Raw genomic sequence first — 15934 nt, 5'->3', positions numbered from 1 at the left:
CCCTCCCTAGATCCAGCGCCTGACCTGCATCCTATAGCGGTCATAGGCCGGACCGAAAGCGGCGGCGATCACGACCTCTTCCCGCAGGATAAAGCGGCGCTGAAGAAACAGGCCGAATGCCGGCGCCATGACCAATCCCGCTGGCACCCGCAGTGCCAGCATCAGCCCGACCAGCAGAATCAGGTCGGCCAGATAGATCGGATTGCGCGAAAAGCGGAACGGGCCATCCGTCACCAGCGTATCGGGCCGACGACCCGGCATGACGGTGGTGCGGGCACGCCGCATCGTCAGGGCTGCCCAAAGCATCAGCGCAAGCGCAGCGACGATCAGCAAAAGGCCCGCCCCGCGCAAGGCGAAGGGCAGGCCCAAAGGAACCAGCCGCCCCAGCGCCGCCCCGGCCAATGCGAACAGCACCAGCCAGACCTGCGGCAGGGCGGCCAGCCGGGCGATCATGCGGCGCGGCTGGTTTGCTCGGCCTTGGCTTGCAGGCGGCGGGCATGCAGCACCGGCTCGGTATAGCCCGAGGGTTGCATCCGACCCAGGAAGACCAGATCGCAAGCCGCCTGGAAGGCGACGCCGTCGTAGCCCGGCGCCATCGGCACATAGGCCGGGTCATCGGCGTTCTGGCAGTCCACCACCACGGCCATCTTGCGGAAGGTGTCCATGACCTGCCGGTCACTGACCACGCCATGATGCAGCCAGTTCGCCAGCGACTGCGCCGAAATACGCAGCGTGGCACGGTCCTCCATCAAACCGATATCGTTGATGTCGGGCACTTTCGAGCAGCCGACGCCCTGATCGATCCAGCGCACGACATAGCCAAGGATGCCTTGGCAGTTGTTTTCAAGCTCGCGGGTAATCTCGGCCTCGCTGTAGTTGCGGCCGCCGGCCAGCGGGATGGTCAGCAGGTCCTCCAGCCGCGACGGGCGGCGCAGCGCGGCGATCTGGGCCTGACGGGCAAAGACATCGACCTTGTGATAATGCGTCGCGTGCAGGGTCGCGGCGGTCGGGCTGGGCACCCATGCGGTGTTCGCGCCGGCCATGGGATGGGCGATTTTCTGCTCCAGCATGTCGGCCATGCGGTCGGGAATGGCCCACATGCCCTTGCCGATTTGCGCCTTGCCGGCCAGTCCGCAAGCCAGCCCGATATCGACGTTGCGATCTTCATAGGCGCTGATCCAGGGCTGCGATTTCATCTCGCCCTTGGCCAGCATGGCACCCGCCTCGATCGAGGTGTGGATCTCGTCCCCGGTGCGATCAAGGAAGCCGGTGTTGATGAAGGCGACGCGGTGCTTGGCCACGCGGATGCATTCCTTGAGATTGGCCGAGGTGCGGCGCTCTTCGTCCATAATGCCCAGTTTGACAGTATGGCGCGGCAGACCCAGCACGCCTTCGACGAAATCGAATATCTCGCAGGCGAATGCCACCTCGTCCGGTCCGTGCATCTTGGGTTTCACCACATAGATCGACTGCGCGACCGAGTTCTTGGGCCCCTCGCGGTTCAGATCATGCTTGGCGCACAGCGCCGTCAACATGGCGTCCAGCAGCCCCTCGTAAACCTCGTTGCCTTCGCGGTCGAGCACGGCAGGCGTGGTCATCAGATGGCCGACGTTGCGCACCAGCATCAGGGAGCGACCCTTGGCGGAGACTTCCGAGCCGTCGGGCGCGGTAAAGGTCACGTCGGGATTCAGGCGGCGCGTAAAGGTTTTGCCGCCCTTCTCGACCTCTTCGGTCAGCGTGCCGTCCATCAGGCCCAACCAGTTGGAATAGGCCAACGTCTTGTCTTCGCCATCCACGCAGGCGACCGAATCTTCGCAATCCATGATCGCGGAAAGCGCCGATTCGATCACGATATCCGCGATGCCGGCCGCATCCTGCCCGCCAACCGGGGTCGAAGGGTCGATGACGATACGGATCAAGAGGCCGTTGTTCGTCAGGAAGATATCGCTGGGCTGACCAGCCTCGCCGCGATAGCCAGCGAATTTGGCACCGTCGCGCAGCGCGGGAACCAAGGCGCCGTTCTGGACCGAAAGCCCCGTGATCGCGGTCCACGACCCACCGGCCAGCGGCACCGCCTGATCCAGAAAGTCCCGACCCCAGGCGATCACCCGGGCACCACGTGCGGCATCATAGCCTTTGCCCTGCGGCAGGTCGCCCAAGGCATCGGTGCCGTAAAGCGCGTCGTAAAGACTGCCCCAGCGGGCATTGGCGGCATTCAGCGCATAACGGGCATTGGTGATCGGCACGACAAGCTGCGGGCCGGCGACACTGGCGAATTCCGGGTCGGTCTCGGGCGTTTCGATCTGGAAATCCTCGCCTTCGGGAACCAGATAGCCGATCTCGGCCAGAAAATCGCGATAGGCGCCCGCGTCCGCCGGTTCGGCGTGATGGGCGATGTGCCATGCATCGATGGCCGATTGCAGTTCCTCGCGACGGTCAAGAAGCGCGCGGTTGCGGGGGCCGAACTCATGGATCAGAGTCGACAGCCCCTCCCAGAATTGGCGCGGCTCAACCCCGCTGCCAGGCAGCGCACGCTCGTTGATGAAGGCGGCAAGCGTCTCGTCCACCCGCAATCCTGCCTTTTCCACGCGACCCATCGCACATCCCCTTATTCAATGTCCGGCTGATTTGGTGCACCGTGGTATGCCAAACGGAAAAATGTTTCAACCGGCCCGATCCTTAACATTCCCGCGATTCAGCCTTGCGAAAAAATTGAAAGCGCCGCCCGAGCGAACGGGCGGCGGCATGACTTTCCAGCGGTCGATCAGTTCGCCGAAGGCGTCGTCGTTTCGCCAGCCGGCGGTGTGGTAACGGTGCCGGCGGGTTCCTCGACGCTGATGGCATCGTCAAGCGCATCGCCCGCGTTTTGAAGGGCCTCGCCCGCGGCTTCGGCGGCGTTCTCGCCGGCTTCTTGGGCAGCACTTGCCGCCTCGCCGGCAGCATTGGCAGCATCCTCGGCCGCTTCGCCCGCCGCAGTTGCGGCATCATCGACAGCCTCGTTCACGGTATTGCCCGCAGCCTCGGCGGCTTCGCCGGCAGCAGTGGCTGCGTCGGTGGCGGCCTCACCAGCGGCTTCAGCGGCCTCGCCAGCCGCATCGGCCGCATCGTTTGCCGCATCCGAGGCAGCTTCCGCCGGGGTTTCGACGGGTTCAACCGGTGCAGGTTCGGTGGTGGTGTCAGCGGGCAGCGTGGCAGTGCTGTCGGCGGGCTCGGTGGTGGTCACGGCGGCATCTTCGCCGGTGGTCGCACCCTCGTCGCGGCCCATGAAATATTGCAGCACGAAATACGCGATGGCCAGCGCCAGCAGGACGCCGATGATCAGCGGCAAGGGCGAGGCACGCCGCTCGACCGGCTCGACATAGGTTTCTGGCGCAACAGCCGGACGCTCGGGATCGATGCCTTCTGTTCGCTTCGGATCGTTGGGATCATAATGGGCCATTCAGGGTTCCTCGCTCTTCTGGTTCGTGCTTTGCGGCTGGTCGGCCAGGACAAGACCCCGGCTTGCGACGCGGCTATCCTGCGTCTAACACTTGGGTTTCACACAAGTTCCCCGTATCGCCTAATTTTTTTCACCTGCCCATAAGGTGCCCCATGACCGTCACGCAATATCTCGCCGATTGGCGCCCCTATCCCTTCGAGGTCACCCAGACCCGGCTGGAATTCGACCTTGCCCCCCGAACAACGCGGGTGCGTTCGCAAATCGGGTTTCGCCGCAAGGACACAGGCGATCTGGTGCTGGACGGTGCAGGGCTGAAAACCCTGTCGCTGGCCATAGACGGGCGGTCGCTTGATCTGGGACTGATCCGCGCCGACCAGGAAAAGCTGGTGATCCCCGCCGCCGACCTGCCCGAAAGCTTTACCTTCGAAGCCGAGGTCGAAATCGACCCCGAGGCCAACACCGCGCTGGAGGGGCTTTATCTTTCCGGCGGCATCTTCTGCACGCAATGCGAGGCCGAGGGGTTTCGCCACATCACCTGGTATCCCGACCGGCCGGATGTGATGGCGCCGTTCCACGTCACCATCCGCTCGGACAAGCCGGTGCTGCTGTCGAACGGCAACCCGATGTCGAACACAACCAAAGAGGCGGTCTGGCACGATCCCTGGCCGAAGCCCGCCTATCTTTTCGCTTTGGTCGCGGGCGATCTGGTGGCGATATCCGACAGTTTCACCACCATGTCGGGCCGCAAGGTCGCGCTGAACGTCTGGGTGCGGCCCGGCGATCAGGACCGCGCCGGCTATGCCATGGAATCGCTGATCCGCTCGATGAAATGGGACGAAGAGGCTTACGGGCGCGAATATGATCTGGACGTGTTCAACATCGTCGCCGTGGACGATTTCAACATGGGCGCGATGGAAAACAAGGGGCTGAACATCTTCAACTCCAAGCTGGTGCTGGCCAGCGCGGAAACCGCCACGGACGGCGACTATGAGCGCATCGAGGGCGTGATCGGCCACGAATATTTCCACAACTGGACCGGCAACCGCATCACCTGCCGCGACTGGTTCCAGCTTTGCCTGAAAGAGGGGCTGACGGTCTTTCGCGACCAGCAGTTCACCAGCGACATGCGCTCGGCCGCGGTCAAGCGCATCCATGACGTGCAGACGTTGCGCGCGCGCCAGTTCCGCGAGGATGCCGGGCCGCTGGCGCATCCGCCGTGCCCCGATCACTATCAGGAAATCAACAATTTCTACACCGCCACCGTCTATGAAAAGGGCGCCGAGGTCATCGGCATGCTCAAGCGGCTGGTGGGCGAGGCAGGCTATCGCAAGGCGCTCGACCTGTATTTCGATCGCCACGACGGCCAAGCCTGCACCATCGAAGACTGGATCACGGTCTTCGAAGACGCCACCGGCCGCGACCTGACCCGGTTCAAGCGCTGGTATACCGATGCCGGCACGCCGCGTTTGTCGCTGTCCGAAGAATGGCGCGACGGCACGTTAACGCTGAACTTCCGGCAGGAAACCGTGCCGACCCCCGGCCAACCGGACAAGCCGCCGCGCGTGATCCCCATCGCGCTTGGCCTGATCGGCCCGAACGGTGACGAGGTGCTGCCGACCACGATGCTGGAGATGACCTGGGCCGAGCAGAGCTTTCGCTTCGACGGGCTTGGCGCGCGGCCGGTCGTCTCGCTCTTGCGCGGCTTTTCGGCCCCGGTGACCGTCTCGCGCGAAATCACCGCGGATGAGCAGGCGTTGCTGCTGGCGCATGACACCGATCCATACGCGCGCTGGCAGGCGGGGCACGACCTCGCATTGGACGCGCTGATTGCGCGGGCAACCGGCGTCACGGATGGCGCCGAATTCCGCCACGCCATCGGCGGGTTGCTTGCGGACGCCGAATCGGACCCGGCCTTTGCCGCGCTCTGCCTGTGGCTGCCGGGCGAGGAGGAAATCGCCACCACCATCGCCACCCGCGGCCTTACCCCCGACCCCGATGCGATCCATGCCGCACGCGAGGCGCTAGCGCGCGACATTGCCTCAGCCCATGAACAGGCGCTGGCGAGGCTTTATGACGCGATGGACAACCCCGGCCCCTATCGGCCCGACGCCGAAGGGGGCGCGCGGCGCAGTCTGCGTCTGGCCTGCCTTGGCCTGTTGTCGCGGATCGACGCCGGCAAACGGGCCGGAACACTGTTCGGCGCGGCCTCGAACATGACCGAGCGGCAGGGTGCGCTTGAATGCCTGATCGCAACCGGCAAGGATGGCGACGCGCTCGTTGCCTTCGCACAGGAGTTCGGCTCCAACCGGCTGGTCATGGACAAATGGTTCATGGTCCAGCCTTTGCGCACGGCACCTGGCCTGGCAGTAGCGCGCGCGCGCGAACTTGCAGCGCCGCCGGATTTCGACTGGAAGAATCCGAACCGCTTTCGCGCCCTGATCGGCGGGCTGACCGGGAACCACGCCGCCTTCCACGCAGCCGATGGTTCGGGCTACGGTTTCGTCGTGGATTGGTTGATGCGGCTTGATCCGGTGAACCCGCAAACCACGGCGCGCATGTGTTCGGCTTTTGAAACCTGGACGCGTTACGACGCTGGCCGGCAAGCGCATGCACGCGCGGCCCTCAGCCGTCTTGCCGCCATGCCGGGCCTGTCGCGCAACACCGCCGAAATGGTTACGCGCATCCTTGCCGGCGCCGCCTGACGATGATCGAACCACCTTGCGGGTCTCCTGCGGGCGCGGCAATACTGCCCCCATGGATGCCCGCGAGGATATGAAACGCCGTCTCGATCCGCTGATTGCCGAGCGGGCGCCATGGCTTTTTTCGGGCCATCGGCATCATGCACTGGCCCGTCAGGCACTGATGTGGCTTTTACGCTATCCCCGCACATTGGAGCTGGCGACCGAATACCGCGATCTGCCGAATGATGAGATCATGCGCCGCATCGCCGGGCTGATCCTGCGTGATCTGATGGTCGAGGGGCTGGAGCATATCCCCGCCACCGGCCCGGCACTGATCGTGTCGAACCACCCGACCGGCATCGCTGACGGCATCGTGTTGAACGCGGTGATCTCGGCGGTGCGCGACGATCTTTTCGTCTATGCCAACCACGACATCCTGCGCATCCTGCCGCAATTCGACAGCCTGATCGCCCCGGTCGAATGGAGAGCCGAAAAGCGCAGCCACGCCAAAACCCGGGCCACACTGGATTACACGCGAGAGGCACTGGGCCGCGGCAGGATCGGACTTATCTTCCCCTCCGGGCGATTGGCCAAGCGTCAGGGCCTGACGCTGCAGGAACGGCCCTGGATGACCAGCGCAGCGATGATCGCGCGCAAGTTCGACGCGCCCATCATCCCGCTGCGGATCCGGGCCCGGAACTCGGCACTGTTTTATCTGCTGGATGCAATCCACCCGACGCTGCGCGATGTAACACTGTTCAACGAGGTGCTGAACAAGGCCGGGCAGCCCTTCCGGGTCACAATCGGCGCCCCGATCCAGCCCACAACCCTGCCCAACCGCAGCGAAGATGGTATCGCGCTATTGCGGAACGCGGTTCTGGCGTTGCCCGCACCGGGGCAGAGCGCCGTGCGCATGTCGCATATCCGTGGGCTGTTCCAACGTCGCCACGGCCTTGCCAAGCCGCATCCCGTCGAATGAGCAGCGCGGCGCCCTATTAACCCAGGTTGCAGATGGGTATTTTTTACAACGAAGAAGAGCAGTACGGACCCAATTGGGGATGTTCCCTGAACTTCTTCGTTGTAAAAATACCCATGCGACAGAAACGCAGAGACCGCATCCCCAATGGGGTTCACACCACCATGTCGTCGCGATGGATCAGCGCGGCGCGGCCGGGATAGCCGAGAATATCCTCGATCTCGTCACTGCGATGCCCGGCGATCGCCCGCGCCTCAGTTGAAGAATAGCGCACCAGGCCCGAAGCCAAGCGCACACCTGCATCACTCTGGACCACCACCGGATCGCCGCGCCCAAAGCGGCCTGAAACGGCGGTTACGCCTGCAGGCAGCAGCGATTTTCCCTGTCCCAATGCCCGTGCCGCGCCGGCGTCGACGGTGATCTCGCCTTTGGATTTCATCGCCGCGATCCAACGCTTGCGCGCGGCCTGCGGGTCGGTGTCCGGCAGGAACCACGTCACGCGCGCCCCATTTGCAACGGCGGAGAGTGGGTTGAGCACCGAACCTTCGGCGATCGCCATGGCGCAGCCGCCGGCCACCGCAGTGCGTGCCGCCAGCAGTTTGGTCTTCATGCCGCCCTTGCTGACGCCCGAGATCGGGTCTCCGCCCATGGCTTCGATCTCGGGGGTGATCTGCCCGACTAGCGGCAGATGGCGCGCGGTCGGATCTGTTTTTGGGTTGGCGGTATAGAGCCCGTCGACGTCCGAGAGCAGCAAAAGCTGGTCCGCACCGCAGGTAACTGCGATCTGCGCCGCCAGCCGGTCGTTGTCGCCAAAGCGGATTTCGTCGGTCGCCACAGTGTCGTTCTCGTTCACGATGGGCACGACGCCCAGGCCAAGAAGCGTCTGCATGGTCGCCCGACTGTTGAGATAGCGGCGCCGGTCGGTGGTATCGTCCAGCGTCACCAGCAGTTGCGCGGTCTTGACGCCATGCGGGGCCAAGGCCTCTTCATAGGCGCGCGCAAGCTTGATCTGGCCCACGGCAGCGGCTGCCTGCGAATGCTCGACCCGCAGCGGACCGGCGGGCAGGCCCAGCACCTGCCGCCCCAAGGCGATTGCACCGGAGGAAACGAGCACCACATCCGTGCCCCGTCCCCGTGCCTTCGCGACATCCTCGCAAAGGCCTCGCAACCATGCGTCGCGCAGCCCGTCCGCGCCTACCAGAAGCGCCGAGCCGATCTTGACCACCAGCCGCTGCGCGCGGCCAAGCTCGGGTGTTAGGGCTGCCACGGTTTGTCTTCCCTGTCCTCGGCAACGGGCTTGCGCGATGGTGCAATCCGCGACCAAAGCGCGCGCAGCACCTCGGTCACGCCCTCGCGCGAGACGCCCGACATCAGCAGCACCGGCCCACCGATCTCGGCCTCGAGCGCTGCCTTGCGCTCGGCCAGAGTTTCGGGATCCAGCGCGTCGATCTTGTTCAACGCGGTTACGCGGGGCTTTTCGATCAGCGCCGGGGAATAGGCTTCCAGCTCGGTCAGGATGGTGCGGGCATCCTGCGCCACATCCTCGGCGGTGCCATCGACCAGATGCAAAAGCACACGCGAGCGTTCGACATGGCCCAGAAACTGGTCGCCCAGCCCCCTGCCCTCGGATGCGCCCTCGATCAGGCCGGGAATGTCGGCCATGACGAATTCATGCCCGTCCACACCGACCACACCCAGGTTGGGGTGCAGCGTGGTAAAGGGGTAATCCGCGATCTTGGGCCGTGCATTGGATACCGCGGCAAGGAAGGTCGATTTCCCGGCGTTCGGCAAACCTGCCAGACCGGCATCGGCAATCAGCTTGAGCCGCAGCCACAGCGTGCGTTCGACCCCCGCCTGGCCGGGGTTGGCGTGGCGTGGTGCGCGGTTGGTCGAGCTTTTGAAATGCAGGTTGCCGAAACCGCCATTGCCGCCCCGGGCCAGAAGCACCCGCTGGCCGGCGTAGGTCAGGTCGGCGATCACCGTCTCCTGATCCTCGTCCAGTATCTCGGTGCCGACCGGCACGCGCAACTCGATATTGTCGCCCGACGCCCCGGTGCGCTGCGCACCCATGCCGTGACCGCCCGATTTGGCGAAGAAATGCTGCTGAAAGCGAAAATCGATCAGTGTATTCAGCCCCTCGACCGCCTCGGCCCAGACATCGCCGCCGCGACCGCCGTCACCGCCGTCGGGACCGCCGTATTCGATGAATTTTTCGCGGCGGAAAGACACGCAACCCGCGCCTCCGCCGCCCGAGCGAATGTAGACCTTGGCGAGATCGAGAAATTTCACGGGTGGCATCCTTGCGGCGAAAGCGGGCAGAGCGTGGGATACGCGCTTGGACCCGCCGGTTCAAGGGCGGCGTGACTTTCCCCCTGCCGACGGGCTAGATGGGCCGGCCATGACCGAACGGAGACGCCATGCCGATCCTGACCTATGCCACGCTTTTCACGGCCATCGCGCTGGAAGTTGTCGGCACCACGTTCCTGCAGCGCAGCGAACAGTTCACCCGGCTTATGCCGACGCTTTTGATGGGATTGTGCTATGCGGGCTCGTTTTATTTCCTGTCGCTGGCCTTGCGCGCCATGCCGCTGGGCATCGCCTATGCGATCTGGAGCGGGCTTGGGATCGTACTGGTATCGCTGATCGGGCTTTTCCTCTTTGGCCAGCGGCTGGATCTGGCGGCGGTCATCGGCCTGACCATGATCGTGGGCGGTGTCATCATCGTGAACATGTTCTCGACCAGCGTGACGCATTGAAACCGTTCCGCCCTTAACATTCCGGTAATCGCCGCTAGATAATATCAGGAAGGAGGGCCGCGATGATCCGCTTTGACAACAGCTATGCCCGACTGCCGGAGGGTTTCTTTACCCGCACCCGTCCCACTCCGGTGCGCGATCCCAAGCTTATTGCGCTGAACCGGCCGCTGGCCGAGCGGCTTGGACTTGATGCGGACTGGCTTGCCAGCCCGCAGGGCGTGGCCGTGCTTGCGGGAAACGCCTTGCCCGAGGGTGCAGAGCCTATCGCCCAGGCCTATGCCGGCCATCAGTTCGGCGGCTTCGTGCCGCAGCTTGGCGACGGCCGTGCGGTTCTTCTGGGCGAGGTGGTGGCCCCCGACGGTGCGCGCTTCGACATCCAGTTGAAGGGCGCGGGGCCGACGCCCTTTTCGCGGCGGGGCGACGGTCGCGCCTGGCTGGGTCCGGTGCTGCGCGAATATCTGGTCAGCGAGTTCATGGCGGCCTTTGGCATCCCGACCACGCGGGCGCTGGCAGCCGTCACAACCGGCGAAACCGTGATCCGCGAGACGATCCTGCCCGGCGCGGTGCTGACCCGCGTCGCCTCCAGCCATATTCGCGTCGGCACCTTCGAATTCTACGCCGCGCGCGGTGACCGCGAGCGGCTGCAGCTTCTGGCCGATCACGTCATTGCCCGCCACTATCCCGATGCCGCGGGCGCGGGCGATCTGTTGCAGGGCGTGGTTGCCCGGCAGGCGGCGACCATCGCCGGATGGCTGGCACTGGGCTTTATCCATGGGGTGATGAACACCGACAACATGTCTGTCTCGGGCGAGACCATCGACTATGGTCCTTGCGCCTTCATGGACGGCTACCGGCCCGACATGGTGTTCAGCTCGATCGACGCGCAGGGCCGATACGCCTGGAACGAACAGCCAAACATCGCGGTTTGGAACCTCGCGCAATTCGCCAGTTGCCTCGTGCCGCTGATGGGTAATGACGACGCGGCGGTGACCGAGGCGACCCGCATCGTCCACAGTTTTCCCGAGTTTTACCAGCGCGAATGGCTAAACCGCTTTGCCGCCAAACTGGGCATCGGCGCCCCGCGCCCCGAAGATCGTGCCCTGATCGAGCGATTGCTGGCACTGATGGCGGACCAGCAGGCCGATTTCACCCGTGTCTTTGCCGGCCTGTCGGACGGCAGCGCACGGGACGAATTCACCGCAACCGATCAGTTCGACGCTTGGGCGCGGGACTGGCAGGCGCGTATCCGCGATCTTTCGGACGCACAACAGGTCATGGCGCGCGCCAATCCGCGCCGCATCCCGCGCAACCACCGTATCGAAGAGGTTATCACGGCCGCACGCGAGGGTGATTATGCGCCCTTCCACGCGTTTGATGCCGCTCTGCGCGCGCCGTTCGAGGATCGGCCGGAATGGCGCGATTATGCGCTGGCCCCGCAACCCCAAGAGATCGTGCGCCGCACCTTTTGCGGCACCTGAGAAACAGCGAAAGGCCCCATGCCGAGAAGTCCCGATCGCCTGAGACTGGCCAGCTATAACCTGCATAAGTGCCGCGGCATGACCGGTCCGCATGCGCCCGAGCGCAATCTGAGCGTCATCGCCGATCTGGGTGCCGATGTCGTCGCGCTGCAAGAGGTCGATTTCCGCTTTGGCGCCCGGCCCGAGGCCCTGCCCCGCGCGCTGATCGAAAAGACCACAGGCATGGTCCCCGCCCCCTTTCTGGGCACGGGCGAAAACTCGCTGGGCTGGCACGGACAGACCATTCTGCTGCGCCCGGATCTGCACGAACGGGCCGAAATCCGCCGGCTGCCGCTGCCGGGGATCGAACCGCGCGGCGCGCTGGTGTTGCGCCTGCCGGGGCTGACGGTGGTGGCGGTGCATCTGGGGTTGATGCGTTCATCGCGCCGCGCTCAGTTGTCTCGCATCATCACCCGTGCGCGGCGCATTGGCCACGACCGGCTGGTGCTGACTGGCGATTTCAACGAATGGCATGATTCGCGCGGGCTCGAGGCGCTGGATGCGTTGCGCGTCGTCGCCCCCGGTCCAAGCTGGCCCGCGCCCTTTCCGCGCCTGCGCTATGACCGTTTCGCCATCTCGCGCAGTATCGAGGTGCTGGACTGCGGCGTTCTGGACAGCGACATGGCCCGGCAGGCCTCAGACCACCTGCCGATCTGGGCCGATCTTGCTGTCGACGCGCATGAGGACGTCCCATGCGGCTATCAACCGGCCCGCATCACCTCGCGCATTCCCGGCGAGGATGGAGTGACCGGGGCAGAATGACGCTTTTCCCCCTGCCCCCCGTCGGGTAAACACCTGCCAAACTCGTCAGGCAGAGGGACGCAGACATGACGGCCATCATCGACATTTTCGCGCGCGAGATTCTGGACAGCCGGGGCAACCCCACGGTCGAGGTGGATGTGACGCTGGAGGACGGCACCATGGGCCGCGCCGCCGTGCCCTCGGGCGCCTCGACCGGCGCGCATGAGGCGGTGGAAAAGCGCGACGGCGACAAGGCGCGCTACATGGGCAAGGGCGTCCTCGAGGCGGTCGCGGCCGTCAACGGCGAAATTGCCGAGAACCTGATCGGCGAGGATGCCACCGAACAGGTCGCCATCGACCGGATGATGTGTGAACTGGACGGCACGCCCAACAAGGGTCGGCTGGGCGCGAACGCCATTCTCGGCGTGTCGCTGGCGGTGGCCAAGGCTGCGGCCGAGACCTGTGCGCAACCGCTGTTCCGCTATGTCGGCGGCGCTGGCGCACGCGTGTTGCCGGTACCGATGATGAACATCATCAACGGCGGCGAACATGCCGACAACCCCATCGACATTCAGGAATTCATGATCATGCCGGTCAGCGCGGAAAACATCCGCGAAGCCGTGCGCATGGGCTCGGAAGTGTTCCACACGCTGAAGAAAGAGCTTTCGGCGGCGGGTCTGGCCACGGGCGTCGGCGACGAGGGCGGCTTTGCGCCCAACCTGTCCTCGACCCGCGATGCGTTGGACTTCATCCTGAAGGCGATCGAAAAAGCCGGCTACACGCCCGGCGACGACATCATGCTGGCGCTGGACTGCGCCTCGACCGAATATTTCAAGGGCGGCAAATACGAGATGGCCGGCGAGGGCAAGTCGCTGAGCTCGGCCGAAAACGTCGCCTATCTTGAGGCGCTGTGCAACGACTACCCCATCCTGTCGATCGAGGACGGCTGCGCCGAGGACGATTGGGATGGCTGGAAACTTTTGACCGACACGCTGGGCAGCCGCGTGCAACTGGTCGGCGACGATCTGTTCGTGACCAACCCCGCGCGTCTGGCCGAAGGCATCGCCAAGGGTTGCGGCAACTCGCTTTTGGTCAAGGTGAACCAGATCGGCACGCTGACCGAGACGCTGGACGCGGTGCGCATGGCCGATCGCGCGCGCTATACCAGCGTGATGTCGCACCGCTCGGGCGAGACCGAGGATGCGACCATCGCCGACCTCGCCGTGGCGACCAACTGCGGCCAGATCAAGACCGGCAGCCTCGCGCGTTCCGACCGGCTGGCGAAATACAACCAGTTGATCCGCATCGAGGAAATGCTGGGTGCCGCCGCGGAATATGCAGGCCGCACGATCCTGCGCGGGTGATTTCCGCAACGGATGAATGATGCAGGGCGGCCCCGATGGCCGCCCTTTTCATATCCACCAGCGATGGCCCAACGCAAAGGCGCCAAGCGCAAGCCTGCGACGGAATTCGGAAGGCGCGGCCCCGGCCAGCGCCTCGATACCTTGCGGGGCGGCCTGCAGCGCCGCCTGGATGCCTGCACCCGGAAACAGCAGGGGCGCCAGACGGCGCGGCACTGCCCGGCGCTGCGCTTTTGCCTCGGCAAGTTTCGTGCGGGCCTTGGTGGCGATCTGCCCCAAAGCCTGCGGCGAAGGATCCCAAAGACCCAACCCCAACCCCTGCAAGGCTGGCAAGGCCACAAGCCAATGGGCGAGCCCCACCCCCTCGGCCTGCGCGGCAATGGCAGGCGTCGCCGCCGTCGGCCCATCTAGGGCCTCGGCGGCGAATGACGCCAACGGCACGGCCGTATCCCGCACATAGGCGGCGACTGCATCAGGCCCGTTATGCGGCTCACGCGCGGCATCGCGCCGCCGTGGCTCGGCCAAGGTGGCAAAGGCGGCCGCGCGCGGACCCCAGGCTTCGGCAAGCGGCGTCAACAGTTCGTGCGACTGCGGTTTACCCGCGCCGATATCCTCCAGCCGCTCGATCCACCATTGCAGCCGCATCTCGGCGATCAGCGGCTCGGTCGAGGCGAGCGGTGCGCGCGCCAGTTCCAGATTCAGCGCATAAAGCGTCAGAAGTTTAGGCCGCGCTTCGGATGCCACCATCAGGCAAATGCCGAAGCGATCCGGGTCATGTGCGCGCAAAGCGTTGGCGCAGTCTTCAAGGCTCATGCCGGGGTCACCCGGTCGCGGATCAGCTTCCAGCGGATCGCATCGACCAGCGCCTCGAAACTGGCATCGACTATGTTGGGCGAAACGCCAACGGTGGACCAGCGCTGGCCATGACCGTCGGCGCTGTCGATGATGACACGGGTTGCAGCATCGGTGCCACCGCCGGTAATCCGTACGCGGAAATCGACCAGATGCATGTCGTCGATGGCCCCCTGATACGGCCCCAGATCCTTGGCCAGTGCCCGCCACAGCGCGTTGACAGGGCCGCGGTCCTGCCCCTCGGGGTCCATGCTTTCGCTGACCGAGAGCATGCGCTCGCCGCCGATCTGCACCACCACCACCGCTTCCGAGAGCGAGATGCGTTTTCCCAGCGCATTCTTGCGCCGCTCGACGGTGACGCGGTAACGCTCGACCGTGAAGTAATGCTGCATGCGGCCCAGTTCAGCCAGCGCCAGCAGTTCGAAACTCGCCTGCGCGCCGTCATAGGCATAACCCGCATCCTCGCGCGCCTTGACCAGATCAAGGATGCGCGACAGTGCCGGATCGTCGCGGCCAACCTCGATCCCTGCCTCGGCCAGACGGGCGCGCAGGTTCGACTGCCCGGCCTGATTGGACATCGGGATGATGCGTTCGTTTCCGACCGTGGCCGGATCGATGTGCTCATAGGTCGTGGGGTTCTTCAGGATGGCGCTGGCGTGCAGCCCGGCCTTGTGCGCAAATGCCGAGGTTCCGACATAGGGCGCTGCGCGCTGCGGCGCACGGTTCAGTATCTCTTCCAGCCGGCGCGACAGGCGGGTCAGACCGGCCAGCCCTTCGGGCGACACGCCGGTTTGCAGCGTTGTGCGATAGGGTTCTTTCAAAAGCAGGGTCGGGATCAGGCTGGTCAGGCTGGCGTTGCCGCAACGCTCGCCCAAGCCGTTCAGCGTGCCCTGAATCTGCCGCGCGCCGGCATCGATGGCGGCCAGCGTGCAGGCCACCGCATTGCCGGTATCGTCATGGCAATGGATGCCCAGATGATCGCCCGGGATGCCGCTTGCGATCACGGCACGGGTCACCTGCCCCACCCGCTGTGGCAGAGTACCGCCGTTGGTGTCGCACAGCACGATCCAGCGCGCGCCGGCCGCCAGCGCCGCATGCAGACAGGCCAGCGCATAGTCGGGGTCGTCGCCATAACCGTCGAAAAAATGCTCGGCATCGAACAGCGCTTCGCGCCCCGACGCGACCAGATGCGCGACCGAGGCGCGGATATTGTCGATGTTGTCCTCAAGCGAAATCCCCAGCGCCTCGCGGACATGAAAGGGATGGGTCTTGCCGACAAGGCAGACGGCGCGTGTGCCGGCGTTCATCACCGCCGCCAACACATCGTCGTTTTCGGCCGAGCGGCCCGCACGCTTGGTCATGCCAAAGGCGGTCATGATGGCGCGGGTCGCGGGGGCCTGTGCAAAGAAATCGCTGTCGGTCGGATTGGCGCCGGGCCAGCCGCCCTCGATATAATCGACGCCCAATTGGTCCAGCATCAGCGCGATCTCGGTCTTTTCAGCGGCGGAGAACTGCACGCCCTGGGTCTGCTGCCCGTCGCGCAGCGTGGTGTCGTAAAGGTAAAGGCGCTGGCGCGTCATCGGGAAGGTCCCTTCGGCTGGCTGATGTTCG

At 65.0% G+C, this 15934-nt stretch carries 13 protein-coding genes; 6 read left to right on the top strand and 7 right to left on the bottom strand.

Annotated elements, in window-relative coordinates:
• Nucleotides 1-6 precede the first annotated feature (6 nt).
• The 3 genes from JWJ88_RS05085 to JWJ88_RS05075 all read right to left on the bottom strand — a co-directional run bounded on the left by JWJ88_RS05085 (nt 7) and on the right by JWJ88_RS05075 (nt 3439).
• Nucleotides 7-453, bottom strand: coding sequence for a methyltransferase family protein (locus JWJ88_RS05085; protein WP_240200202.1), 447 nt, complete (start codon nt 451-453; stop codon nt 7-9).
• Nucleotides 450-2597 carry a malate synthase G gene (locus tag JWJ88_RS05080; RefSeq protein ID WP_205295015.1) on the bottom strand — a complete coding sequence of 716 codons (2148 nt, stop codon included), beginning with the start codon at nt 2595-2597 and terminating at the stop codon, nt 450-452. The genes JWJ88_RS05085 and JWJ88_RS05080 overlap by 4 nt, the downstream gene beginning before the upstream one ends.
• Nucleotides 2598-2764: 167 nt before the next feature.
• Nucleotides 2765-3439 carry a hypothetical protein gene (locus JWJ88_RS05075; protein WP_205295014.1) on the bottom strand — a complete coding sequence of 225 codons (675 nt, stop codon included), beginning with the start codon at nt 3437-3439 and terminating at the stop codon, nt 2765-2767.
• 152 nt (nt 3440-3591) lie between these two features.
• Here JWJ88_RS05075 and pepN point away from each other — a divergent pair, with 152 nt between their 5' ends.
• Nucleotides 3592-6141 (top strand): aminopeptidase N, encoded by a 2550-nt coding sequence (pepN, locus tag JWJ88_RS05070; protein ID WP_205295013.1) that lies wholly within the window; start codon nt 3592-3594, stop codon nt 6139-6141.
• Nucleotides 6142-6211: 70 nt separating this feature from the next.
• Nucleotides 6212-7099 (top strand): 1-acyl-sn-glycerol-3-phosphate acyltransferase, encoded by an 888-nt coding sequence (locus JWJ88_RS05065; RefSeq protein ID WP_407673895.1) that lies wholly within the window; start codon nt 6212-6214, stop codon nt 7097-7099.
• Between the two features lie 151 nt (nt 7100-7250).
• Here the strand turns inward: JWJ88_RS05065 and proB are convergent, their stop codons facing one another.
• Nucleotides 7251-8363 (bottom strand): glutamate 5-kinase, encoded by a 1113-nt coding sequence (gene proB, locus JWJ88_RS05060; protein ID WP_205295012.1) that lies wholly within the window; start codon nt 8361-8363, stop codon nt 7251-7253.
• Nucleotides 8351-9385 carry a GTPase ObgE gene (gene obgE / locus JWJ88_RS05055; protein WP_205295011.1) on the bottom strand — a complete coding sequence of 345 codons (1035 nt, stop codon included), beginning with the start codon at nt 9383-9385 and terminating at the stop codon, nt 8351-8353. Before obgE ends, proB begins: the two co-directional genes overlap by 13 nt.
• Nucleotides 9386-9513: 128 nt before the next feature.
• Between obgE and JWJ88_RS05050 the strand changes: the two genes are divergently transcribed.
• The 4 genes from JWJ88_RS05050 to eno all read left to right on the top strand — a co-directional run bounded on the left by JWJ88_RS05050 (nt 9514) and on the right by eno (nt 13474).
• Nucleotides 9514-9852: a DMT family transporter gene (locus JWJ88_RS05050; protein ID WP_205295010.1), complete on the top strand. Its 339-nt coding sequence runs from the start codon at nt 9514-9516 to the stop codon at nt 9850-9852.
• Nucleotides 9853-9914: 62 nt separating this feature from the next.
• Entirely contained in the window at nt 9915-11330 is a 1416-nt protein-coding gene (locus tag JWJ88_RS05045) for a protein adenylyltransferase SelO (RefSeq protein WP_205295009.1), read from the top strand.
• Nucleotides 11331-11348: 18 nt separating this feature from the next.
• The gene (locus JWJ88_RS05040; protein WP_205295008.1) at nt 11349-12131 is read left to right on the top strand and encodes an endonuclease/exonuclease/phosphatase family protein; all 783 of its coding nucleotides are present in this window, start codon (nt 11349-11351) and stop codon (nt 12129-12131) included.
• 65 nt (nt 12132-12196) lie between these two features.
• A complete protein-coding gene (gene eno / locus JWJ88_RS05035; RefSeq protein WP_205295007.1) occupies nt 12197-13474 on the top strand; it encodes a phosphopyruvate hydratase in 1278 nt (425 codons plus the stop codon).
• Between the two features lie 48 nt (nt 13475-13522).
• Here eno and JWJ88_RS05030 read toward each other — a convergent pair whose 3' ends face one another.
• Both JWJ88_RS05030 and cimA read right to left on the bottom strand, forming a co-directional pair.
• Nucleotides 13523-14284, bottom strand: a complete 762-nt coding sequence (locus tag JWJ88_RS05030) for a squalene/phytoene synthase family protein (protein WP_205295006.1) — start codon at nt 14282-14284, stop codon at nt 13523-13525.
• Nucleotides 14281-15903 carry a citramalate synthase gene (gene cimA / locus JWJ88_RS05025; RefSeq protein WP_205295005.1) on the bottom strand — a complete coding sequence of 541 codons (1623 nt, stop codon included), beginning with the start codon at nt 15901-15903 and terminating at the stop codon, nt 14281-14283. The genes JWJ88_RS05030 and cimA overlap by 4 nt, the downstream gene beginning before the upstream one ends.
• Nucleotides 15904-15934 lie beyond the last annotated feature (31 nt).

Source organism: Paracoccus methylovorus, from assembly GCF_016919705.1.
Taxonomy (GTDB): Bacteria; Pseudomonadota; Alphaproteobacteria; order Rhodobacterales; family Rhodobacteraceae; genus Paracoccus; species Paracoccus methylovorus.
The sequence above is the reverse complement of the archived record's forward strand: the minus strand, read 5'-3'. Positions and strand labels throughout refer to the sequence as shown.